Source organism: Pacificibacter marinus, from assembly GCF_018860505.1.
GTDB classification, from domain to species: domain Bacteria; phylum Pseudomonadota; class Alphaproteobacteria; order Rhodobacterales; family Rhodobacteraceae; genus Celeribacter; species Celeribacter marinus_B.
The window spans coordinates 243,704-266,854 of record NZ_JAHKPU010000019.1; the positions used below are offsets into that span (position 1 = coordinate 243,704).

Genomic DNA, 23,151 nt, shown 5'->3' on the forward strand with positions numbered 1-23,151 from the left:
GAAAGCCCCCTTTCGGGCCTATGCGCTGTAAGCTTATTGGGGCTTATGCGCTTTGATCAAACCATCCAAGCCTGACACAGGGTGCGCTTTCAGCCATTTGGCCACTTTGCAGCCCGCAGTTTCGTAATATAGATCGCTGTCTTTTCCAGCCTCGTACCCAGCTGCGCGACGCCAGTCATGGTCTGCGACCGGCAAATCCACTTGCGCGTCATCACATGTCGCAGGATCAAGATCAAAACGCGCATTGCCTGACACATAGGTGGCGATGCCTTCATCCACCCAAGCAGGAAAGCTGTATTGCCCGCGTACTCCAAGCTGCGCGTGTAAGACCACATGGGCCAGTTCATGCGCGATAATCGCAGTGTCGTGACCGTAAGGGCCAAGATAGAACAGCTTATCCCCATAAGTCAGCGCCAAAGGTTGGTGCCCGCCCATGAGGGCATTACAGGTTTGCGTGAAACACACCAGAACACGTGGATGCGCCGCTATCGGGCCAAAGGCGGCCTCGACACGGTCTGTGGCAACCTCATAACGGCGTAAAATGTCGCTACCATCTGCGCCAGCGTTTGGCTCGATGTAAATATGATCCCCGACCTTGGAAAAGCCAAAGCAATTGGGGCAAAGCCCTGCCAAGACCGGTGTCATCCCCAAGACGGCAAGGCCGATACCAAACCCCGTCACCAGTGCCAAAATGGACAACAGGACGCGGCGCCAAATGCGCGCGCGTCCTGTAGCCTGTGTCGTGTTATTTATATGCGGCACAAATATACGCGATACAAATTGTCACCTCGTGCTTCGTGACGCAGTGCCAGATTGGCCCTGAGCCACGACTTTGGGCCTAGCCCATGCCCAGCGCTTCTTTGTACATTTCCAGTACAGCTTCTTCTTCGGCGATCTCATCGGTGGATTTTTTGCGCAGCGCGATCACTTTACGCAGAACCTTGGTATCGTAGCCGCGCCCCTTGGCTTCGGCCATGACTTCTTTTTGCTGATCCGCGATGTCTTTCTTTTCCATCTCGAGGCGCTCAAAACGCTCTACGAATTGGCGCAACTCGTCTGCGGTCACACGGTAGGTTGCATCTGGACCAGAGGGGGTGTTGTCGTCGATATCCATCATGATAAGGCCTTTTGATTGTATGCGTTGGTCGAGATCATCGGACCTCTGTTTGATCTGATCCCTAGCGTCCCTGCCCCCCTATGGCAAGAGAGTGCAGGCGCGCGGGCGTGCGCTTTGGCGGGATGTTGCACCCCTGCTTGTCTCATTCCCCTTATGACAGCGCCCTATAAGCCTTGAGGATAAGCCTTGGGTATAACTTGCGCCCTTTGACCAGACACAGTAAGCGACCCGCAACCTATTTAGAAAAGGACATACCATGGATATGCTCATCTACTTTGGCGTCGCCTTGACGTTGGCTGGCGTTGCTTTGCTGGTGTACTGTATCGTTCAAGCGCTCAAAGCGAAAAAGCTTGGCGGTTCAGACGACGAGGTGCGCGCGCGGTTGCAAAAAGTGGTCACACTAAATTTGGTGGCTTTGATGATTTCGGCCATCGGTTTGGGCGCTGTCACTATCGGTGCCATCCTGTCCTAAAACGGGCAGCTCAGGCGACCTGTATCTCTTTGCGAATCTCACTCTATGCGAATCTATATGTATTCTCAGTGAACAGCTGGAGGATACCCTTCCCAGTTTTGCCCAATTTCTTGTCAATTCGTGCGCAAACCCACCCAATTACACCTACAGTTTCCATGCAAGAAACAGTTAATCAATTGGGCAGGGAAAACCTTTTGATCGTCGCCGAAAGACCCTAATCAATAGGTAAATCGTTAACCAAGTTCGTGGCACTTCGGAGGGAGGGAAAACAATCCCAACGCCCCCTGAACCTGTCACGATCGGCAACGCCGCCCAGATACGCAAAGATTGGACACCACCGCAATGGACCACACGCCTGACACAGATGGACCACGCCTTCCATTCGGCGACATTTCGGATCTGCCCCGCGATGAATGGCTCGAAGCCATCGAAGATATCGGCGAAGAAGCTGGATATTTTGAGCCTTTGGGCAAAGATCATTGCGTGATGTTCTTAGACGACAGCCCGCGTCTGCTGGTGACCTTCGAATCCTATGAAAGCATCACAGAACGCAGCGACGACGGCTTGCCGCTCGGTCTGCACTTTGCGCAAAAAAACGGTTGGTCTCATTTGGCCATTATCGCCCATGGCAGTGACCCAACATCGCATTGGTTCCGCACCCCCAACATCTATGGCTATTTTGACCGTTTGGTGAATGACGGGTTTTTCGAAGATTTCGACCAAGTGGCCTTTTACGGGGCTGGGGCCAGCGGATATGCCGCCTGCGCCTATTCCGTCGCCGCCCCCAGTGCCACAGTGATCGCCATCGCCCCCCAAGCCACATTGGACGCCCGCCTGACCAGTTGGGACACCCGTTTCGGCAACACTCGCCGCATGGATTTCACCACCCGCTATGGATTTGCTCCTGACATGGTCGACGCGGCCGATACGGCTCTTGTGCTTTATGATCCGCAGGTCGCTTTGGATGCCATGCACGCAGCGCTTTTCAATCGCCCGCACACCCGTTTGCGTCCTCTACGCAACTTTGGCGCTGATCCCGAATTCGAGATGCTTGAAATGAACGCGGTTGAGCCGCTCCTTGTGGCTGCGATGGATGGTGATTTGAACACGCGCAACATCACACGCGCCTTACGCAATCGCCACGATCATATGGGGCACCTGCGCCGCCTGTTGAATGAACTCACCGCCAAAGATCGGCCCGTTTTGACCCTGCGTTTGTGTAACCATGTTCTTAAAACCCGCGATGCTTGGCGGTTTAGGAAAGCGCAAAAGGCGGCCAAAGCTGCCATCGCTGACCGTCGTCAAGCCGCCCAAGGCAACGCAAACTCTGAGGACTAATCCTACCGCGCCCTATTCGGTCAAGCCACCGTCGTCTTCGACAAAGGCACAAATCTGGTCCACGCCTTGGCCTGCACGCAACGATGCCATCACAAAGGGCAACGCCTTGCGTGCGGCCTGCGTGTCGTGTTCCAACTGCGCCAGATCGACCCCAACATAGGGGGCCAGATCGACCTTATTGACCACAAGTAAATCAGACCGTGTCAACCCAGGGCCTTTCTTGCGCGGAATGTCTTGTCCTGCGGCCGTGTCGATCACATAGATCGTTAAATCCGCAAGCTCAGGCGAAAAGGTCGCTGCCAAATTGTCGCCACCGCTTTCGATCAAAATCACATCTAAATCGGGAATTTTATCGTTCAAATCGGCTATCGCTGCCAGATTGATCGATGCATCTTCACGGATCGCTGTATGCGGACAGCCGCCTGTTTCCACACCACGGATACGCTCGAGCGGCAAAATTTGCTGCCGCATCAAAGCCTCTGCATCCTCACGCGTGAAAATGTCATTGGTGATCACCGCCACGGAATACCGCTTGGACAGCTCTTTAGCCAAAGCCCCCGTCAGCGTGGTTTTGCCCGCCCCAACCGGCCCGCCGATGCCGACCCGCAAAGGTCCGTTTTTTGACGCCATTTTCTTGTCCTTCAATTCTTTAATTCAGTCCTAAATGCTTTAGCTTTTGAACAGTCGCACATCCATGTCTTCATGCTGTGCAGCGCCTAGATCTGCAGCAAATGCGCTTGATGTCAGCCCTTCCTCAGTTGCGCCCAGCGCCGTACGTGCTTGCGCTGCAATCTGGTCATGCAGCCCCGCCAAAACACTTTGCCCCGCCGCTTGCCCCAAAGGCACAAATCGCACAGCAGCGCTGACAATATTGGCGGTAAAACTATGTAAATACAGCGCAATCACTGTTTCAGCCTCGACGCCCAAAGCTCGCGCGGCCTGCCCTACAGCCACAGGCAAAGCGCAAGGCGTAATGTCAGGCCCACCCATCTGCGCCACGGTGCGCACAAAAGCTGTGCCCTGATCCGAGGTCTCCATCCAACGTTCACGCGTGCCAGCCAAGGCCTCGGCCAAATCCGCCAAGTCCCTTGGATCACCCCCTGCCAAAGTCATCGCCAAAAGCCAAGCATCCACCTTGCCGCCACCATAAGCCAAGGTGTCCGACAGCCAAGCCTTCAAAGTCGCGGCATCATTCACCTTGCCCTCAGTGATCGCCAATTCCAACGCATGGGAATAGGCAAAAGCCCCCAAGGGAAAAGACGGAGACAGCCATTGCGTCAAGCTGAGCAGCCCCAGATTGGCGTCAAGCGTGACAGGCGTTGGGTTTGTCTCACCCCTCATGTGCGTGCCCGTGATGCATGTGATCGGGGTGCGTGTGATCGTGAGAATGGTCATGGCTATGGTCGTGATCGTGACTGTGCCCCTGCGCAGGCCCATGATCATGCCCCATCGTACGCCCATGCCCGTATGCCCCGCCCTCAGGCGTGAACGCCGTGCAGATGTCACGCACCTCTGCGCCCAATTGCAGCACCATCGCCTTGATCACCGGATCGCGCCTGATCACCAGCTGATCTGTCCCCAATGCGCAAGGTGTATGGCGATTGCCGATATGCCACGCATAGCGCAACATATCTGGCCCTGTGATCGATAACAGGTCTTCGTCGGCGGCTTGGATTGTCACAACCCGACCATCCTCAAGCAAAAATCCCTGCCCCGCCATCACCGAAACCGTCTGTGGCAAATCGACGTAGAACGCCTCGCCGCTAAGCATCGTCAATTTCTTACGCCGCAGCAGTCGTTGATCATAGCTCAACGCCACGCTGTCTTCGCTTTGCGCATTTTGCACGACCTCAAATGATTTTTGCAGGCTCATGCCACACTCCTTTGTTGAAAATTGGCCTGTTGAAATTTGGGGTTTCTTAACCGATTCGCCCCCAAAAAGAGCGTAAGGAGATTCTGCTCATGCCCCATACCCTGTTGCCCGCTGTTGACGAATTGGCCGACCTGCGTCGCAACCTTGCCGATTTGCGTCAGCGCGAACTTGAATTGTGTGATGAAATTCGTGCGACCGCGACCGAACTCGGGGCCACGCAGATCGCGGGCGACACGCGTATGGCTATGATTGAAACGCGTAGACCGCGACAATTGGATACCTCCAAACTGCCCAACGAGATTTTGAACAATCCCGATATGTTTAGCGCTGCCCTCCAGACCCATGTGCTGCTTTGGCCAAAGACAAGCACGGCAAAAATGAACGATGCGCAGGGTGTTTGCGAACGTGTCGAGGACAGCAGCTCTCTTGACCCTACCGCCGAGGTTCCGATCTTTGAGACCACGGGGGCGGATGCTCCACTGCCCGCGCGAGATATGCCCACGCTCGACGTCCACGAAATTGCCAAGACCGCCGAAGAAATCGTACCACCTGCCGACCTGCGGGCCACGCAGTTCACGGAATTGCAGCCCATGGGCGATTTGACAGAAGAAGACCTCGATGCTGCGATTTATGCCGCCGACCAAAGCATGCCTGCCGCGACTGATCCCGATGCGGTCCTCAGCGCCGATGTCTTGCAAGCCGACGCCGACACCCGCGTGGAAAATTCGGAAACATTTGAAACCAAAGAGCCTGCGCCTTTCGTGACGCGCCGCATCATCGGAATGACCGCCTAAAAGGGCCGCAATCACAGACCGTCTCGGCACAAAAGTACCGCCAAACGTAGATCCAGAAGGAAACATCGCATGTATCAGCCCAATTGCCCCGTCGACGAACTTGCAAAACTGCGTGCGAAAATCGCTGAACTGCGCGCCCGTGAAACCACGCTTGAGAGACGGTTTATTGAGCTGCGCAATCAAGGCACGTTTACGGGGTTCGCGGGCAATGTTGTGGTGAGCCACTGCGCCCATGACGTCTTTGATATTTCCAAATTGCCCGAGACCATTTTGAACGACCCCGCGTTTTATGCGCGACGCCAAGTCACTTCTGTGCGTATAGAACCGCATGTGGACATCGACGGCCAATCGTGGATCGCGGGCATCAGTCAACCCGCTGCTTCCAATATGATTGAGCATCAATAACGCACGACGACAAACTGCTACATGCCGAGCCGTTGCAACGCTAAGCTGCGGCATCAAAAAACAAGCCGCTTGCGCGGTGCCACTCCACGATACGCCGCGCCCATGTAATCGGCCAGCAAAGCCATATCCATTTGGCTCAACTCCACTTGAGACCAACCGTCGTCTTGCGCTTCAACAACGCCAGAACGACAAAATTCGAACAAAGCCGTATGTTGCGGGGCGCCAAGTTTAAGCAACCCAACGCCCTTGCCGCGTAAGACAGCAAAGGCATTGTCCTCATGCGAAAAGACCTGAGCCCCCTTCACGTTTGATTGCGTGACATCGTTATTGGATACAGCCAAAGCCGTGAAAATTTTGTCAGGAACGCCCATTAAAACATGAAATATCGTTGTGCCATCGGAAGCTCCGAAGCGGGTTCACAGGTCAAAAGCTCGCCATTCGCGTGCACTTCATAGGTTTCGGGATTGACCTCAATATCCGGTTTGGCCGTATTCATAACCATATCCGATTTGCCAATATTACGCGTATTTTTTACCGCTAAGGTCGATTTGGCCAAACCGTATTTTGATGCCACATCCGCGGCATGTGCAGATTCAGACACAAAAATCACAGCAGAGCGTTCCACCGCCCGTCCCATCGCGCCAAACATCTGCCGCGTATAAACCGGTTGCGGCGTCGGAATTGAAGCATTCGGATCGCCCATTTGTGCCACAGCGATGGACCCGCCGAGCAACACCATATCAGGTTTGACGCCAAAGAACGCGGGCGTCCACATCACCAAATCGGCGCGTTTGCCAACGGCGACTGAGCCAATCTCAGCGCTCATACCATGCGCAATAGCCGGATTGATGGTGTATTTCGAAATGTAGCGTTTGACGCGGACGTTGTCATTTTCGCCAGTTTCATCCGACAAGCGCCCACGCTGTTTTTTCATCTTATCAGCGGTTTGCCATGTGCGGATCAACACCTCGCCCACGCGTCCCATCGCCTGAGAGTCGGACGCAATGATCGAAAATGCGCCCATGTCATGCAGGATATCTTCGGCGGCAATGGTTTCTTTGCGGATACGGCTTTCGGCAAAGGCCACGTCTTCGGGGATGGATTTGTCGAGGTGGTGACAAACCATCAACATATCGAGGTGTTCTTCGAGCGTGTTCACCGTATAGGGCCGCGTTGGGTTGGTGGAACTTGGGATCACATGTTCTTCGCCGACAACTTTGATAATGTCTGGCGCGTGTCCGCCACCTGCGCCCTCTGTGTGAAACGCGTGAATGGTGCGGCCTTTCATCGCCGCCACAGTGTTTTCAACGAAACCGGATTCATTCAACGTATCGGTGTGGATCATCACTTGGACATCCATGTCATCGGCCACAGACAAGCAGCAATCAATCGCGGCAGGTGTCGTTCCCCAATCTTCGTGCAGCTTCATAGCACAAGCGCCCGCATCAATCATCTCGACCAAGGCTTGCGGTTGCGAGGCGTTGCCTTTGCCCGCCAAACCGATATTCATCGGCACGCCGTCCAGCGCTTGCATCATCCGCTCGATGTGCCATGGACCCGGCGTACACGTGGTGGCCAAAGTGCCATGCGCCGGACCAGTGCCGCCGCCCAACATGGTGGTCACGCCAGAATGAAGCGCGTCGTCGATCTGTTGCGGACAAATGAAGTGGATGTGACTGTCAAAGCCGCCAGCAGTGATGATACGCCCCTCGCCCGCCAGAATTTCTGTGCCAGGCCCGATGATGATGTCGACACCCGGCTGGGTGTCGGGGTTTCCGGCCTTGCCGATCCCTGCAATGCGCCCGCCTTTGAGGCCGATATCTGCTTTATAGATGCCAGTGGAATCCACAATCAGCGCATTGGTGATCACGGTGTCAACAGCCCCTTGGGCGCGCGACAATTGCGATTGCCCCATGCCATCGCGGATCACTTTGCCACCGCCAAACTTGACCTCTTCGCCGTAAGGCCCTGTGAGGTCGCGTTCGACTTCGATGATCAAATCGGTGTCAGCCAACCGCAGTTTGTCGCCCGTTGTGGGACCAAACATATCAGCGTAGGTGGCGCGAGAAATTTTTGCAGGCATGTGAGAGGTCCCTCTTTAGTATTCTTCATAGGCGAGGCGCATGTCTTGGGTGCGGCACTCGGTGAGCGTGGCCATGCACGCATATTCGATCAGCGGGCGAATTGACCCGCCTTCATAAAGCTGCCCTTCGGCGGTGCAGGCGGCATCACGGTAAGGAATCCACGCGCGCTGAGCATCGCGAAGGGCCAGATCTGCGCCATTTTCATAGGCTTTGGCGCGCGCCATGGCCCAAGCGTAGACTTCGTTCAAAGCCAAATCGGCAGCCTGAAAGTCTTGATAGGCACAGGTGTTCATGTCGCGCTGTGTCATCGCATTGTCGCAATCAAGATCAACGTCTTGTGCCATGCAAGCACCAGCCAACAACAGACCGCCAAGCAACGTTATGACCAAACGCGACTTCAAAGTGCGCCTGAAATTTTGGAATTAAACCCGTAGACTTCGCGTTTGCCACTTAGCGGCACCAAACTCACTTCGCGGGTTTGACCGGGTTCAAATCGAACGGCAGTGCCTGCGGCGATATCCAAACGCTGGCCGCGTGCGGCATCACGATCAAAGGACAAAGCGGCGTTGGTTTCAAAGAAATGGTAATGCGAACCGACCTGCACAGGGCGATCCCCTGTGTTGGACACTTCGAGAGTCGTGACGGGCGCGCCTGCGTTCAGCTCGATCTCGCCATCTGCGATCAAATATTCTCCGGGGATCATAGCGTGCTCCTAACGAATGGGGTGATGAACGGTGACCAATTTGGTGCCGTCTGGGAATGTGGCTTCGACCTGCACGTCGTGGATCATTTCGGAAATGCCCTCCATGCACATGTCTTTAGTGACCACATGGGCTGCGGTTTCCATCAGTTCAGACACCATTTTGCCATCGCGCGCCCCCTCGACCACGAAATCGGTGATCAACGCGATGGCTTCAGGGTGATTGAGTTTCACACCTCGCGCCAGCCGCCCGCGCGCCACCATAGCGGCAACTGAAATCAGCAGTTTGTCTTTTTCCCGAGGCGTCAGATTCATGATCGGTCCTTATACTTGCCAAACCCGTGGCAGCGTTGTGCCACGAATTTTTGTCAAAACTTGCGCCACATAGCGGCGCAGCGGATAGCCGTCTTGGGCCATCGCACGAATGATGAGTTTGCCATTCCAGCCAGAGACACCAGTCTTCACGCCCTGTTGCGACAGTGGCTTGAGCAGATCAGCTAAGGCTTCGGCCCCTTGATCAAACAGCCCGATGGTGGCGAAGGCCCGCATGTCGCCAAGTGTCACAGCACTGTCGCGGCCCGCCAAAACATTGGCATTGATTTCGAAAGGGTCAAGAAATTCAAGGCGCCCTGCACGGGTCACCTTGCGCGTGTCTTTTAGGTGCAAGGTCTGAAGGGTCTCGCCCATCGCGGCACGGCCCAGCACTAAGGATTCCACAAACAAAAGCCGCGCATCAGCAGCAATCGTTGCATGGGTTGTACGCGTTAAATTGGATTTTTCGAACAAAATAGTCTCTTGCGGCAACCATTCCAATGACGCGCCCTGTCCTGCAATCAAATCGACGTTGACCTCGGCAGCCTCAGATGTCGCGGTCGACGCATAGGCACGCTCAGCGGTTTGCGAGGTGCCGATCAAAGTGGTCTGGTCGAGCGCTTCAAGGTGATATTCAAGGCGATCCCCGCCTGTCAGCCCGCCAGAGGTGTTCAAAAACACAACCTCAGGCGTGCCTGTGTGAATCTTCGGCATCATCGCTTTGGCAGAGCCCGATTGATGCAAATCCCGCAAGCCTTGCGGGCCAAAAGTCACACGCCCACGACCACGCACGCGCTGCATGACAGGCGGGGTTTGTGTGGGCATTTGGGGGGCGGGCGCATCAAGCATCAAAGTCTCCGTTCCTTGCGACGGTAACGCTGCGAGGGGGGCTGCTTCAATGCTTGGCATGGCGAAACGGTGATGCAGCGCATCATTTTATGACCATCCGCTCAAAAAATAGGCGACCTATGTGCGCAGCCGCCACTAGCACTTTTGCGGGATAAGCGTTATGCGATTTGCATGACCGATACACTCACACTCCGCCGCCCCGATGATTGGCATTTGCACCTGCGCGATGGCGCAATGATGCAGGCCGTCTTGCCCGAAACCGCACGCCACTTTGCGCGCGCCATCATTATGCCGAACCTTGTGCCCCCAGTGGTGCGCAGTGCAGATGCCGCCGCTTACCGCGATCGTATCTTGGCCGCCTTGCCCGAGGGATCAGATTTCGAGCCACTGATGACGCTCTATCTGACGGAAGATACTGACGCAAATGATGTGGCTGCGGCCCATGCCAGCGGGTTGGTGAAGTCAGTGAAATTATACCCTGCGGGGGCGACGACCAATTCCAATTCTGGCGTGCGCAATTTCGACAATGTGCGCCCTGTGCTTGAAAAGATGGCAGAAATTGGCCTGCCGTTGTGCTTGCACGGCGAAGTGACTTCTGCAGATGTCGATATTTTTGACCGCGAAGCTGTGTTCATCGACACGGTGCTCGACCCCATTCGGCGCAGCACCCCTGGTCTGAAAGTTGTGATGGAACATATCACGACGAAAGACGGTGTGGATTACGCGCGCTCTGCCGACACCGGACTGGCGGCAACCATCACCACGCATCACTTGGTGATCAACCGCAACCACATTTTGGTTGGCGGCATCAAACCACATTACTATTGCCTGCCAGTCGCCAAACGCGAAGAGCATCGCGTTGCGCTGGTCGAAGCTGCGACCTCTGGCGATGCGCGCTTCTTCCTTGGCACTGATTCCGCGCCGCATCTGGATCATCTCAAAGAAAATGCTTGCGGCTGCGCGGGCTGTTTCACCGCCACCAACACACTGTCGATCTTGGCTGAAGTGTTCGAGGCCGAGGGCAAGCTGGACAATCTTGAAGGTTTTACCTCACTCAACGGGCCGCGCCACTACGGTTTGCCGCTGAATGACGGCACAATTACCCTGCGCAAAGGGGCAGCCGTTGCATACCCCAAACACATCGCCACACCCGAAGGCCCCGTCACTGTGTTTGACCCGATGATGCCGCTGCATTGGTCGGTTGAGACTTAACAGTTCAAGACCTATTCGTTTTTAAGATCCAAAGGACACTGCCATGATCCCGTCTTCCTTTCCTGACTCCACAGAAATCGCCCGCCTGACAGCCAGAATGTTGCTTGAAATCAAAGCAGTTGATTTCAACGCGGCGGACCCATTCACATTGGCATCAGGCCTGCCAAGCCCGACCTATGTGGACTGCCGCAAGCTGATTTCCTACCCGCGCATTCGGTCAACCTTGATGGATTTTCTGTCTGTCACCGTGATGCGCGATGCGGGGTTTGAAGCCTTTGACAATATCGCAGGCGGCGAAACTGCGGGTATTCCTTTTGCCGCTATGGTGGCAGAACGCCTTGCTTTGCCAATGACTTATGTGCGCAAAAAGCCAAAAGGCTACGGACGCAATGCGCGTATTGAGGGAACGATGTCCGAAGGTGAACGGGTTTTGCTGGTCGAAGACCTGACCACAGATGGCGGATCAAAACTGTCCTTTGTGGACGCGATCCGCGACACGGGCGCGACCTGCGGACATACGGCGGTGATTTTCTATTACGGTATTTTCCCAGAGACAGAAAAAACCTTGGGCGATCACGGTATCCAACTGCACTCATTGTGCACATGGTGGGATGTCTTGGCCGAAGCAAAATTGCAAAAATCCTTTGATTCCGAGACCTTGGCTGAAGTTGAGAAATTCCTCAATGCGCCACGCGACTGGCAAGAGGCCAACAAAAAGACCTAAGGTCCGCGGTTTTTGCAAGCAGACCCAACTACGATACTATTTAAACGCTGCCTCAAATCGGGGCGGCGTTTATTTTTTTATTGGGCTTGCGATCAAGATATAGCGCTATCATTTCCGCGTCCCCTACATTCTGTGGCGCGCAAAGTTATCCACAAAACATACCGTTTGAACCTCGCCCCCGAGTCTCGTTACAACAGTCGAACCAAGCCCAAACGGGCGGCCCATGACATAGGGCGCATGACAGGAAGACCACCGGATGAACGACGATTTCGCCACACTGAACAACACGCAAGGGTCTGATGATCCAGGCTATACAGATATGCCCGAAACTGTTGATGCTTTGCCGGCAGCACTCGAGACCAGCGCGTCTGAAACAGGCACGGCTGTGGCGGCGCAATCCGGTGCGGTGATCTCTTCTTACGACGACGCACAACCGCATAACACAGAGGCCGAACAGCAATTGCTGGGCGCGCTTTTGACCAACAATGATGTCTATGACAAAATTGCATCCGTCATTCAGCCTGAGCATTTCTACGACCCTGTGCACCGCGATATTTTCGAGAAAGCCGCCGAACGCATCGCGAAAAACATGTTGGCCTCACCTGTGACGCTCAAAGCTTACATGGAAGACCACAAAGGTCTGCAAGAACTCGGTGGGCCAGCCTATCTAGCGCGTTTGGCCGCTTCCGCGATTTCGACTTATGCCGTGCGTGACTATGCGCAATTGATCTATGATCTGTTCATTCGCCGCCAGTTGATCGAACTTGGCAACGAGATCGCAGGCTCTGCGGCCAGCGGGTTGGAAAGCCGCGAACCGACTGAGCAAATCGTCTCAGCCGAACAAAAGCTGTATTCCTTGTCCGAACAGGGCAAAGTGGATTCTGGATTTAAATCCTTCCTATCGGCCGTGACCCAAGCGGTTTTGAACGCCAACGCAGCTTATGAGCGCGGGGGCGGCATGGCGGGGATTTCGTCAGGTCTGGTGGATCTCGATAAAAAGATGGGCGGCTTGCACAAATCCGACCTTATCATTCTGGCGGGGCGTCCTTCGATGGGCAAAACCTCACTGGCAACCAACATCGCGTATAACGTGGCCAAAGCCTATAAAAAGGGCATCATGCCCGATGGCAAAGAGGGCGCGATTGAAGGCGGCGTTGTTGGGTTTTACTCGCTAGAGATGAGCGCGGAACAGTTGGCGGCACGTATTTTGGCCGAAGCCGCCGAGATTTCGTCGCATAAAATTCGCCAAGGGGACATGGAAGAGGACGAGTTTCGCCGCCTGATCGAGGCCGCGAAAACCCTTGAGACCTGTCCCTTGTATATCGATGACACCCCAGCTTTGCCGATTTCGCAATTGGCAGCCCGCGCACGACGTTTGAAACGCACCCATGGTTTGGATGTGTTGATCGTCGACTATTTGCAACTGGTACGCGGCACGCCCAGCACCCAAGGCAACCGCGTACAAGAGATCGGCGAGATTTCGATGGGCCTGAAAGCAATCGCCAAGGAACTTAATATTCCAGTGATTGCGCTGTCTCAGTTGTCGCGGACCGTGGAAAGCCGAGACGACAAACGCCCACAACTGTCGGATTTGCGCGAATCTGGATCGATCGAGCAAGACGCCGACGTGGTGATGTTTGTGTACCGCGGCGAATATTACAAAGAGCGCGAGAAACCGGACGACCACAACCACGAAGCCATCGCAGCATGGCAAGAGGAAATGGAACGCCTGCACGCCAAGGCCGAAGTGATCTTGGGCAAGCAACGTCACGGCCCCATCGGTACGGTGACCCTATCGTTTACCGCCGAATTCACCCGCTTTGGCAATCTGGCCTATGAGCATCATCTGCCTGGCGCAGAAGAGTACTAAGTTAATCTTGTTTAAGGAGCATTGAACAGCGGCGGTTTTGGGCTTGCGCCCCGCGCCCCAGCTGGTCAAAACACGTTTATGGGCACGTCTACATTACATATCGATCTTGGCGCCTTGGCACGCAATTGGCGCGCATTGGACGCAAAATCCGCAAACACCGTTGAAACCGCAGCTGTTGTCAAAGCTGACGGCTATGGCATAGGCGCGGGCAAAGCGGCTCGCGCATTGGCCAAAGCAGGCGCGAAGACGTTTTTTGTCGCCGCCGCCGAAGAGGGCGTGATCCTGCGCGAGGCCTTAGGGCCGAGCCCGCGTATTTGCGTCTTTGGCGGGCATATGTCTGGCGACACAGATATGATTTTGGACATGCAACTGACGCCGATGCTCAATTCTCTGGATCAAATCACCCGCCATTTCGAAGCGCTGCCTGATCACCCCTTTGGCGTGCAGCTGGACACAGGCATGAATCGTTTGGGCCTTGAAGCCAATGAATGGGACGCCGTACGCGATCTGGTAATGACAGCAAAACCGATGTTGATCATGTCGCATCTGGCCTGTGCAGATGAGCCGGATCATCCGATGAACGCGCAGCAATTGGCAGAATTTCACAAGATGACCGATGGCCTGAATGCCCCGCGTGCGCTCTCGGCCACGGGTGGTATTTTGCTTGGACCTGAGTATCATTTCGACCTGACGCGTCCGGGCATTGGCCTTTATGGCGGTTTGCCGTTTGAAGACAGTGAACCTGTGGTACGAGTGGAATGTCCGATCATCCAAATCCGCGATGTGGCCGTTGGCGAAACCGTGGGCTATAGCAATGCATGGACCGCCGACCTGCCATCACGCGTGGCGACAGTATCCGCGGGTTATGCAGACGGGATCACCCGTCATATTTCAGGCAAATCCGTGCTGTTTGATGGCGATACCCCCTGCCCGCTTTTGGGGCGCGTGTCGATGGATTTGATCACGGTCGATGTCACCCATTTGGACCATACACCACGGTCGCTTGATCTATTGTGCGCCCATCAAACGGTAGATGATTTGGCCGACATTGGCGGGACGATTGGCTATGAAGTGCTGACCTCTTTGGGGCGGCGGTATAACAGGCGGTATCGCGGATGAACTTTGGCGTGATCACACGGCCACTAGCTGTCCTTGGGCACGCAAGCCTTGGGGCTTTGGCCGGACTTGGGCGACTGGTGATTTTTGCGCTGGCCACTGTGCGCCATATGCTGACGCCGCCGTTTTATTCACGTGAATTTATATCGGCGCTATTGAACGTCGGTTATTTGTCATTGCCTGTTGTCGGGCTGACGGCGTTTTTCACTGGCGGCGCTTTGGCCTTGCAGATCTATTCTGGCGGAGCGCGTTTTTCAGCCGAAGCCGTGGTGCCGCAGATCGTGGCCATCGGCATGGTGCGCGAACTTGGGCCTGTTTTGGTCGGTTTGATGATCGCGGCACGGGTGACCGCATCGGTGGCGGCAGAAATCGCCACGATGAAAGTGACCGAACAGATCGACGCATTGGTCACGCTGTCGACACATCCGATGAAATATCTCACAGTGCCACGGGTTTTAGCGGGGCTTTTGACGGTGCCCCTTTTGGTTGGCATTGGCGATATAATTGGCATTTACGGTGGCTGGCTGGTCTCGACGCAATCGCTTGGCTTCAATCCAGCAAGCTATATGCAAAACACGGTCAACTTTTTGCAGCCGATTGATGTGCTATCCTCACTGGCCAAAGGGGCTGTCTTTGGCTTTATCGCCACACTCATGGGATGCTATTACGGCATGCAATCAGGGCGCGGCGCCCAAGGGGTTGGCGCTGCGACCAAGTCGTCGGTTGTGGCGGCTGCGATCCTTATTTTAGCGGCAAACTTCCTTCTGACACAGGCGTTTTTCTCGGTATGATAGAGCTTTCAAACGTCCATAAATCCTTTGGATCGAAACAAATTCTGCGCGGCGTTGACCTGAATGTTGCCCGCGGTGAAAGCCTTGTGATCATTGGCGGTTCTGGCACGGGGAAATCTGTGACCCTCAAATGTGTTTTGGGGCTGATTATGCCCGATCAAGGTGTGATCAAGGTCGACGGCGAAGACGTGACGCAAACAGGGGATCGCGACGCCTTTTTGGCCAAATTTGGCATGTTATTCCAAGGCGGCGCGCTGTTTGATTCGATTCCTGTGTGGCAAAATGTGGCTTTTCGGCTGTTGCGCGGTGCGCTCAAACGTCCGCGAGCTGAGGCCCGCGAGATCGCTATTGAAAAGCTGCGCCGCGTGGGACTGTCCCCTGATGTGGCGGATCAACTGCCCGCAGAACTGTCGGGTGGTATGCAAAAACGTGTGGGGCTGGCCCGCGCGATTGCTGCCGACCCCGAGATCATTTTCTTTGATGAGCCGACCACGGGTCTTGATCCGATTATGGCGGGCGTTATCAATGATTTGATCCGCGAAATCGTTGTTGAAATGGGCGCGACAGCCATGACGATCACCCATGACATGACTTCAGTACGAGCCATTTCGGACACTGTGGCGATGCTGCACGGTGGTAAGATTCGCTGGAGCGGCCCCGTGGCCGAGATGGATTCGGGTGAAGACCCCTATTTGCAGCAATTCATCACCGGATCAGCAGATGGCCCAATCGCAACTCTGCGGTAATCTGGCAACGTAACATTCAAGACCGTTTGCAACTTAGGCATTAAGGTTACCAAAGGGTCAACTTTGTTTCCAGTGGGGACACAATCCCCTGATTTCCCCATAAAACATTGATTTTTTATCATTATATTGCTTCATTCGTGGGCAACGAACGTGGGGTAACGATGATGACACAAGACCAATCAGCACCAGCTTGGACAGCTGGGCGCAATTTGCGCAACATTGTCCAGCTTGCAACTCAGGGCCTACTGATCGCCCTTGCTTTGACAGCAGCCATTGCAACTGTTTTGTCAATTCTAGGGGTACTCCCGTGGCTGTCATTGAATCTGATTTCCACATCTGGCGAGAGCCTGCATGTCGGCGTTTGGGTGCAATCTTTGGGCACCGCGTTGTTGATCGGACTTTGCGCTTTTTTACCCGGCGTGCATCACATCCAACGCTTGGAACGGTCGCACCGTGATTTCAAACTATCGATGGATGATGTGGCCAGAGCTTACCAGATTTCGCACACTGAAGATCGCAGTGGCGTGTTTGCGCTTTCCTCTGAATTTGAAGACATGCGCGATCGTTTGGACAGAATGCGCAGGCACCCTGATTTGGGCCATCTGGAGCCTGAAATTTTGGAATTGGCCGCACAGATGTCGCATATGACCCGCGATTTGGCCTTGGTTTATTCAGAACCCAAAGTTGCACGCGCCAAAGAATTCTTGCGCCATCGCCAAGAGGAGCTGGACAGATTCAACGAGAACCTCAGCCTTGCTTTGACTGTAACACAAGACTTGCAGCGCTGGCAAAATGACGTTGAGGCCTCAGAATTGGAAGCCAACCGCCAGATGGATCGGCTTGAGAAAGACCTCAAAGAAATCTTGCCACAGCTTGGCTATGAGATGGACGAAGACCGCCTTGATGACAGCGATCTGGTTGAGGCCAAAGTGGATGATGGCAAAGTCGTGCCTTTGTCATCGGGCAGCGCCGCAAAAACCCTCACTGACGCGGATATACAAGGCAACGGATTTGAGCGACCAAATTAAGCGCGCTTGACAGTTGCACGCGGCATCGCCACCTCTAGACCATGACTGTGCCCCGCATTTTGAACCTCTTACTGTTGATTTTATTCCCCATCGCTTGGGCGGCCCCTTTGCTGCGCGCGGGCCTTTTGCCGATCTTTGGCATGACAGAAATTTCGGTTCTGTCGGGCGTGCAAAGCCTGTGGGACACCGACATCTTTTTGGCCCTCATTGTCGTGGTCTTGGCCCTGATCGCCCCCATCGCCAAGGTGATCGCACTTGAAGGGCTACTCGGTGGCTGGCTGCCCGCCCGCGTGAAGCCCTATCTGTTTCATCTGGCGCGTTTGGCCATGGCAGATGTGTTTCTAATCGCGATCTATATCACCGTCATAAAAGGTCTGGGCATCGGGCGCGTGGATGTCGTCTGGGGATTATATCTGTTCACGGGCTGCGTTTTGGCATCTTTGGGCTTGAGTATTTTTGCCCAAAAACAAAACAAAGCCGCTTGATCGCGGACGCAGATTAACGCTACAACGGACAAAAGAGAACATAGCACGAACATACCGTGCGATTGACCCGAGCGGAGCACCACATGGCCAAAGCCCAAACCAATTTCACCTGTAGTGCCTGTGCGGCTGTGTACACCAAATGGTCGGGACGCTGCGACAGTTGTGGCGATTGGAACACGATTGTCGAAGAAAAGCCCCTGTCCAAATCGGGTCCGTCCAAGAAAACACTCGGCGGCATGCGCGGCAAGACAGTGCCGTTGAGCGATCTGTCCACCAAAGAAGCCCCGCCCCCCCGCACAGAATGCGGTTTGGGCGAATTGGACCGCGTCTTGGGCGGCGGGCTTGTGCCAGCTTCAGCGATTTTGGTGGGCGGTGATCCCGGCATTGGAAAATCCACCTTGATGCTGCAAGCGGCTGCAAAATTCGCACAAGCGGGACTGAAGACGATCTATGTCTCAGGCGAGGAATCTTCGGCCCAAGTGCGGATGCGCGCCCAAAGGCTTGGCCTTGGCGATGCCCCCGTGAAACTGGCCGCTGAAACCAATCTGCGCGATATTTTGACCACATTGGAAACCGAAGAACCCGATCTGGTGGTCATCGATTCCATTCAAACCATGTGGGCGGACAACGTCGAAAGCGCGCCGGGATCTGTCAGCCAAGTGCGCGCGGCGGCGCATGAAATCGTTACTTTCGCGAAATCGCGCAACGTGGCGGTGATCATCGTCGGTCATGTCACCAAAGACGGGCAGCTTGCTGGCCCGCGCGTGGTTGAACATATGGTCGATACGGTGTTGTACTTTGAAGGCGAGCGCGGCCACCATTTTCGCCTGCTGCGCGCTGTAAAAAACCGCTTTGGGCCAGCACAAGAAATCGGCGTGTTTGAAATGACCGGTGACGGCCTGTGCGAAGTGACAAATCCATCAGCGCTGTTTTTATCAGAACGCGATAAACCCACGGCGGGGTCTGTGGTTTTCGCTGGCATCGAAGGCACGCGGCCTGTTTTGGTGGAATTTCAAGCGCTGGTGGCTCCATCGCCAAATGCCCAAGCGCGGCGCACTGTTGTGGGCTGGGACGGTGGGCGGTTGTCGATGATCTTGGCCGTCCTCGAATCACGCTGCGGCATCCCATTTGCGGGGCTTGATGTGTACCTGAATGTCGCGGGCGGCATGAAAGTATCAGAACCTGCCGCAGATTTAGCCGTGGCTGCCGCTTTATTGTCCGCGCGCGAAGATACAGCGATTCCCAAAGACTGTGTGGTTTTCGGGGAACTTTCGCTGTCCGGAGGGCTGCGTCCCGTCAATCAGACAGAAAACAGGTTGAAAGAAGCGCAAAAACTTGGTTTTTCATCTGCAATCGCACCATCCCGTTCGAAAGCAGGGGATGGAACAGGCATGCAGATTCGTTATATGGACGATCTTGTCGGCTTTGTTGGCGACGTTTTTGGTGCGGGCTAATAGCCTGCATTTTGGTGCGCGCTAAATCAGCACGTGAGAGATCAACGGGTGATGTACACACCCGACATATAGAAAGGCAAAGCATCCATGGAAGGCTTTACCATCGTCGACGCAATCGTGGCCCTCGTGATCATTGTATCCGCGCTCTTGGCCTATTCACGCGGTTTTGTCCGTGAAGGCATGGCCATCGCAGGTTGGATCGTCGCCGCAATTTTGGGCTATATCTTTGCCCCACAGGCCATGCCATTGGTCAGAGAAATTCCCGTCTTGGGCGCTTATATCGTCGACAGCTGTGAATTGGGTGTCATCGGCGGTTTTTTTGCCGTCTTCGCACTGGCCTTGATCGTCGTATCCGTATTTACCCCGCTATTGTCCTCAGCCGTGCAGCGCTCGGCACTTGGCGGCATAGATCAGGGGCTGGGATTTTTCTTTGGCGTTATTCGCGGCATTCTTTTGGTGGCCATCGCATTGGTGATCGTGGATCGTGTGTCCACGGGGGATCGCATTGCGGTTTTGGAAGATTCGCGCACTGTTAAAGTGTTTGACCGCTCACAATCCCGCATTGACGAAAGCATCCCCGCGGATGCACCAGGCTGGATCACCCAGCGCTATGAAGGCCTGGTCGGCATCTGCACAGAATAAACTGTGAGGTCGCGATCTGCTGGGGACTGGGATCTGCTGGCAAACCATGGTGACGGCTCTTGTTCGAAAGGGCCGTCCTTCTTCAGTTGAAACGGGCCGATTGAAACTCTGGGCCTGTTTCAAAACCCCTCCATAAGGCCGCCGCTATGTCCCGCAGATGCGGCCCGAAAGAAACCCGTTTTTGTGGCTTTTACTATAAGCACAAAGCCCGCCTAACTATAACCTTGACCAACCGATCAAAATCTTTTTGTGATCCTTTCGTGACATGGCTGTCGTAAGCGACTAAACGAAAGGCGAAATGCAGCCCTTGGATTCGGAGCCTGATGCCATGCGCCAGATGCCCCCTGCTCACCCGTTTGACGACGATAAACTTAAAGAAGAATGCGGCGTCTTTGGCGTTGTTGGCGTTGCAGATGCAGCCAACTTTATCGCACTCGGATTACACGCGCTTCAGCACCGCGGCCAAGAAGCGGGCGGGATCGTCACACACGATGCAGATGCCGGCTTTCAATCGGCACGTCGCTTCGGATACGTCCGCGATACGTTCACCAGCCAGAAAGTTATGGAAACGCTGCCCGGCCCTATCGGGATCGGCCATGTGCGCTATTCCACCGCTGGTTCAAAAGGCTCCACCGCGATCCGCGATGTGCAGCCTTTCTTCGGCGAATTCTCTATGGGCGGCGCTGCGATTGCCCACAACGGCAACATCACCAACGCCGATGCGCTTAAACGCGAATTGATCGACCGTGGGTCTATTTTTCAATCGTCCTCAGATTCAGAATGTATCATTCACTTGATGGCGCGATCTTTGCAGCGCAACATTCCGGAAAGAATGAAAGATGCCCTGCGCCGAGTAGAGGGCGCTTTTTCTGTGGTCGCCATGACCCGCACCAAACTGATCGGTGTGCGTGATCCACGCGGAGTACGTCCGTTGGTTTTGGGCAAACTTGGCGATGGTGGCTATGCCTTGTCGTCTGAAACCTGTGCGCTGGATATCATCGGTGCAGAGTTCGTGCGCGAAATTGAACCCGGCGAAATGGTTGTCATCTCGCAAGGCAAAGTGGAAAGCTTTCACCCGTTCGAACGCACAGACTCGCGCTTTTGCATTTTCGAACACGTTTACTTCTCACGCCCAGACAGTATTTTGGAAGGCCGCTCAGTCTATGAGACGCGCCGCCAAATCGGTGTTGAACTGGCCCGCGAAGCACCCGTTGAAGCCGATCTCGTTTGCCCTGTGCCAGATTCAGGTACGCCGGCGGCGATTGGTTTTGCGCATGAAAGTGGCATTCCCTACGGCATGGGCATCATCCGCAACCAGTATATGGGTCGCACGTTTATCGAGCCCTCAGAGCAGATCCGCAACATGGGTGTGCGCCTGAAACTCAACGTGAACCGCGCGCTGATCAAAGGCAAACGCATCATTTTGGTCGATGATTCCGTTGTACGTGGCACCACATCGCAAAAAATCAAAGACATGTTGCTGGATGCAGGGGCTGCCGAAGTGCATTTCCGCATCGCGTCCCCGCCTACGATGTGGCCCTGTTTCTACGGTGTGGACACACCCGACCGTGATAAACTTTTGGCCGCCAACATGACCGTGGACGAAATGTGTAAGCATTTGGACGTGGACAGCTTGCAATTTATCTCAATCGATGGGCTGTACCGTGCCGCTGGCGTGGCCTCAGGTCGCGACGCCGCCGCACCACGTTACTGTGATGCCTGTTTCACCGGCGACTACCCTGTGAAACCGACAGACATGATTTCCAAAGGTTTCGAGTTGAAAACAGCCGCTGAATGAGCGCTGACAGACAAAACCTATAAAGCCGCCGCGCCATTGATTTGGCGCGGCGGTTTCTTTATGAAACGCATTTATACCCCTATTTTTTAAGGCCTCTTCATGACCTCAATTCTAGACCTCGATCCGCGTTGGCGTGCTTTGCAAGATATGGGCGGGGTTATGGATATCGGCTTTGATCACCCTGCCGCTTGGACCCACGCGCCCCGCAATGAGACGCCATTTGTCAAAGAGGGTGATGATCAATTGGCCTCTGAGTTGTGCCGTTTTGGCGATCAGCGGTTCATTTGTGCCACGCTGAGCCTACCCATCCGTGGTTCAGACGATCATGTGGTGCTGGCGCTTTGGGTTAAAGTTCAAGACGCGAGCTTTTATGCCTACATCGAAACCTTTGACGGCGGGGATTTACCCGCGGCTTGCGATGGACAACTGTCATCAGATTTGGGGCCGTTCGCGGCGTTGGGCTGCTCAGTATCGTTGAGCTTTACAGATGCAGCCGCTCGGCCGACTGCAACGCTTGATAACGGCACAAAAGACATCTCATTTGACCAGCTTCTTGATCTCTATGAGGCCACAGGGACATTAAGCCGCGACGATTTATCGAAGTCCTAAGGCTTTGCCCTCTTGACCATGCGGCCAATTGATCGCACATCTTGCTCATGACAGATCACCCCAAAACCGCACCGAAAATTGCATTGGTCACTGGCGCCTCACGCGGCCTTGGTTTCCATTTGGCCGAAAACTTGGCCCCTGAATATCACGTTGTTGCTGTGGCCAAGACCACTGGCGCGCTTGAAGAGCTTGATGATCGCATCAAAGCCAAAGGGGGCGACGCGACGCTGGCGCCGATGGATATCACCAATCCTGACGCTATGGCGCACCTGTGTCGCGGCATTTATGACCGTTGGGGCTATTTGGATTTTTGGGCTCATACTGCGATTTACGCGCAACTGCTGTCCCCTGCGGATCACTTGGACCCCAAAGATTTGGACCGCACCATCGGCACCAATATCACCGCCACGGGCAAGCTGATCCCTATGATTGGACCTTTGCTCAACATGGGGCCACGACGTTCTGACGTGATGTTCTTTGACGATCCGCACGCGGGCGAAAAATTCTATGGCGGCTACGGCGCGTCAAAAGCCGCGCAAATCGCTATGGCGAAAAGCTGGCAGGCGGAAACGCAGAACTCGGACAAAGCGCCACGCATTCATATCATGCAGCCAAACCCCATGCCCACAGGCACACGGGCGCGGTTCCATCCGGGGGAAGGCAAAGAGGCGCTTGTGCATCCACGGGACGAAGCCCCCCGTTTGCTGGCTCTGGCGGGCTTGCTTTAAGCCA

The 23,151-nt window shown here is 54.8% G+C and carries 28 protein-coding genes; 17 read left to right on the forward strand and 11 right to left on the reverse strand.

What is annotated here, in order from left to right; genetic code table 11:
* Positions 1 to 33 precede the first annotated feature (33 nt).
* Positions 34 to 762, reverse strand: a complete 729-nt coding sequence (locus KO503_RS06325; RefSeq protein WP_215990704.1) for a hypothetical protein — start codon at positions 760 to 762, stop codon at positions 34 to 36.
* A 76-nt stretch (positions 763 to 838) separates the two neighbouring features.
* Positions 839 to 1,117: a DUF2312 domain-containing protein gene (locus KO503_RS06330; RefSeq protein ID WP_215945134.1), complete on the reverse strand. Its 279-nt coding sequence runs from the start codon at positions 1,115 to 1,117 to the stop codon at positions 839 to 841.
* A 256-nt stretch (positions 1,118 to 1,373) separates the two neighbouring features.
* On the opposite strand from KO503_RS06330, the gene KO503_RS06335 reads away from it, so the two are divergent.
* Positions 1,374 to 1,589 (forward strand): hypothetical protein, encoded by a 216-nt coding sequence (locus KO503_RS06335; RefSeq protein ID WP_215990705.1) that lies wholly within the window; start codon positions 1,374 to 1,376, stop codon positions 1,587 to 1,589.
* Positions 1,590 to 1,931: 342 nt separating this feature from the next.
* Entirely contained in the window at positions 1,932 to 2,927 is a 996-nt protein-coding gene (locus KO503_RS06340; RefSeq protein WP_215990706.1) for a phosphoadenosine phosphosulfate reductase, read from the forward strand.
* Positions 2,928 to 2,939: 12 nt separating this feature from the next.
* On the opposite strand, the gene ureG is transcribed toward KO503_RS06340, so the two are convergent.
* The 3 genes from ureG to KO503_RS06355 are packed head-to-tail and all read right to left on the reverse strand — an operon-like array spanning position 2,940 to position 4,800.
* Positions 2,940 to 3,557, reverse strand: coding sequence for an urease accessory protein UreG (gene ureG, locus KO503_RS06345; RefSeq protein ID WP_215990707.1), 618 nt, complete (start codon positions 3,555 to 3,557; stop codon positions 2,940 to 2,942).
* 39 nt (positions 3,558 to 3,596) lie between these two features.
* Complete coding sequence (locus KO503_RS06350) at positions 3,597 to 4,268, reverse strand: urease accessory protein UreF (RefSeq protein ID WP_215990708.1); 672 nt, start codon at positions 4,266 to 4,268, stop codon at positions 3,597 to 3,599.
* Positions 4,258 to 4,800: an urease accessory protein UreE gene (locus tag KO503_RS06355; protein ID WP_215990709.1), complete on the reverse strand. Its 543-nt coding sequence runs from the start codon at positions 4,798 to 4,800 to the stop codon at positions 4,258 to 4,260. The genes KO503_RS06350 and KO503_RS06355 overlap by 11 nt, the downstream gene beginning before the upstream one ends.
* 89 nt (positions 4,801 to 4,889) lie before the next feature.
* Between KO503_RS06355 and KO503_RS06360 the strand changes: the two genes are divergently transcribed.
* Together KO503_RS06360 and KO503_RS06365 are read left to right on the forward strand one after the other, a co-directional pair.
* Entirely contained in the window at positions 4,890 to 5,594 is a 705-nt protein-coding gene (locus tag KO503_RS06360) for a hypothetical protein (protein WP_215990710.1), read from the forward strand.
* A gap of 69 nt (positions 5,595 to 5,663) precedes the next feature.
* A complete protein-coding gene (locus KO503_RS06365) occupies positions 5,664 to 5,999 on the forward strand; it encodes a hypothetical protein (protein WP_215990711.1) in 336 nt (111 codons plus the stop codon).
* Positions 6,000 to 6,052: 53 nt separating this feature from the next.
* Here KO503_RS06365 and KO503_RS06370 read toward each other — a convergent pair whose 3' ends face one another.
* The 6 genes from KO503_RS06370 to KO503_RS06395 are packed head-to-tail and all read right to left on the reverse strand — an operon-like array spanning position 6,053 to position 9,944.
* Positions 6,053 to 6,370 carry a hypothetical protein gene (locus KO503_RS06370; RefSeq protein ID WP_215990712.1) on the reverse strand — a complete coding sequence of 106 codons (318 nt, stop codon included), beginning with the start codon at positions 6,368 to 6,370 and terminating at the stop codon, positions 6,053 to 6,055.
* Positions 6,370 to 8,082: an urease subunit alpha gene (ureC, locus tag KO503_RS06375; RefSeq protein WP_215990713.1), complete on the reverse strand. Its 1,713-nt coding sequence runs from the start codon at positions 8,080 to 8,082 to the stop codon at positions 6,370 to 6,372. Before ureC ends, KO503_RS06370 begins: the two co-directional genes overlap by 1 nt.
* Before the next feature lie 15 nt (positions 8,083 to 8,097).
* Entirely contained in the window at positions 8,098 to 8,427 is a 330-nt protein-coding gene (locus KO503_RS06380) for a lysozyme inhibitor LprI family protein (protein ID WP_215990714.1), read from the reverse strand.
* Positions 8,428 to 8,480: 53 nt separating this feature from the next.
* On the reverse strand, positions 8,481 to 8,786 hold the full coding sequence (locus KO503_RS06385) for an urease subunit beta (protein WP_215990715.1): 306 nt from the start codon (positions 8,784 to 8,786) through the stop codon (positions 8,481 to 8,483).
* Between the two features lie 9 nt (positions 8,787 to 8,795).
* Positions 8,796 to 9,098: an urease subunit gamma gene (locus tag KO503_RS06390; RefSeq protein ID WP_215945122.1), complete on the reverse strand. Its 303-nt coding sequence runs from the start codon at positions 9,096 to 9,098 to the stop codon at positions 8,796 to 8,798.
* Positions 9,099 to 9,107: 9 nt separating this feature from the next.
* Positions 9,108 to 9,944: an urease accessory protein UreD gene (locus KO503_RS06395; RefSeq protein WP_252730958.1), complete on the reverse strand. Its 837-nt coding sequence runs from the start codon at positions 9,942 to 9,944 to the stop codon at positions 9,108 to 9,110.
* A gap of 171 nt (positions 9,945 to 10,115) precedes the next feature.
* Between KO503_RS06395 and pyrC the strand changes: the two genes are divergently transcribed.
* The 13 genes from pyrC to KO503_RS06460 all read left to right on the forward strand — a co-directional run bounded on the left by pyrC (position 10,116) and on the right by KO503_RS06460 (position 23,147).
* Positions 10,116 to 11,156 carry a dihydroorotase gene (pyrC, locus tag KO503_RS06400; protein WP_215990716.1) on the forward strand — a complete coding sequence of 347 codons (1,041 nt, stop codon included), beginning with the start codon at positions 10,116 to 10,118 and terminating at the stop codon, positions 11,154 to 11,156.
* A 43-nt stretch (positions 11,157 to 11,199) separates the two neighbouring features.
* The gene (locus KO503_RS06405; RefSeq protein ID WP_215990717.1) at positions 11,200 to 11,880 is read left to right on the forward strand and encodes an orotate phosphoribosyltransferase; all 681 of its coding nucleotides are present in this window, start codon (positions 11,200 to 11,202) and stop codon (positions 11,878 to 11,880) included.
* Positions 11,881 to 12,136: 256 nt separating this feature from the next.
* Positions 12,137 to 13,750, forward strand: coding sequence for a replicative DNA helicase (locus KO503_RS06410; RefSeq protein WP_252730959.1), 1,614 nt, complete (start codon positions 12,137 to 12,139; stop codon positions 13,748 to 13,750).
* Between the two features lie 78 nt (positions 13,751 to 13,828).
* Positions 13,829 to 14,869 carry an alanine racemase gene (gene alr, locus KO503_RS06415; RefSeq protein WP_215990961.1) on the forward strand — a complete coding sequence of 347 codons (1,041 nt, stop codon included), beginning with the start codon at positions 13,829 to 13,831 and terminating at the stop codon, positions 14,867 to 14,869.
* Positions 14,866 to 15,657: an MlaE family ABC transporter permease gene (locus KO503_RS06420; RefSeq protein ID WP_215990718.1), complete on the forward strand. Its 792-nt coding sequence runs from the start codon at positions 14,866 to 14,868 to the stop codon at positions 15,655 to 15,657. The genes alr and KO503_RS06420 overlap by 4 nt, the downstream gene beginning before the upstream one ends.
* Positions 15,654 to 16,403, forward strand: coding sequence for an ABC transporter ATP-binding protein (locus tag KO503_RS06425; RefSeq protein WP_215990719.1), 750 nt, complete (start codon positions 15,654 to 15,656; stop codon positions 16,401 to 16,403). Before KO503_RS06420 ends, KO503_RS06425 begins: the two co-directional genes overlap by 4 nt.
* 161 nt (positions 16,404 to 16,564) lie before the next feature.
* Positions 16,565 to 17,431, forward strand: coding sequence for a DNA repair protein (locus KO503_RS06430; RefSeq protein WP_215990720.1), 867 nt, complete (start codon positions 16,565 to 16,567; stop codon positions 17,429 to 17,431).
* Between the two features lie 41 nt (positions 17,432 to 17,472).
* Positions 17,473 to 17,916, forward strand: coding sequence for a paraquat-inducible protein A (locus KO503_RS06435; RefSeq protein WP_215990721.1), 444 nt, complete (start codon positions 17,473 to 17,475; stop codon positions 17,914 to 17,916).
* A gap of 83 nt (positions 17,917 to 17,999) precedes the next feature.
* On the forward strand, positions 18,000 to 19,370 hold the full coding sequence (gene radA, locus KO503_RS06440) for a DNA repair protein RadA (RefSeq protein WP_215990722.1): 1,371 nt from the start codon (positions 18,000 to 18,002) through the stop codon (positions 19,368 to 19,370).
* Between the two features lie 87 nt (positions 19,371 to 19,457).
* Positions 19,458 to 20,012, forward strand: a complete 555-nt coding sequence (locus tag KO503_RS06445; protein ID WP_215990723.1) for a CvpA family protein — start codon at positions 19,458 to 19,460, stop codon at positions 20,010 to 20,012.
* Positions 20,013 to 20,340: 328 nt separating this feature from the next.
* Positions 20,341 to 21,810 (forward strand): amidophosphoribosyltransferase, encoded by a 1,470-nt coding sequence (gene purF / locus KO503_RS06450; protein WP_215990724.1) that lies wholly within the window; start codon positions 20,341 to 20,343, stop codon positions 21,808 to 21,810.
* Positions 21,811 to 21,909: 99 nt separating this feature from the next.
* The gene (locus KO503_RS06455; RefSeq protein WP_215990725.1) at positions 21,910 to 22,419 is read left to right on the forward strand and encodes a DUF2199 domain-containing protein; all 510 of its coding nucleotides are present in this window, start codon (positions 21,910 to 21,912) and stop codon (positions 22,417 to 22,419) included.
* 47 nt (positions 22,420 to 22,466) lie between these two features.
* Positions 22,467 to 23,147, forward strand: coding sequence for an SDR family NAD(P)-dependent oxidoreductase (locus tag KO503_RS06460; protein WP_215990726.1), 681 nt, complete (start codon positions 22,467 to 22,469; stop codon positions 23,145 to 23,147).
* Positions 23,148 to 23,151 lie beyond the last annotated feature (4 nt).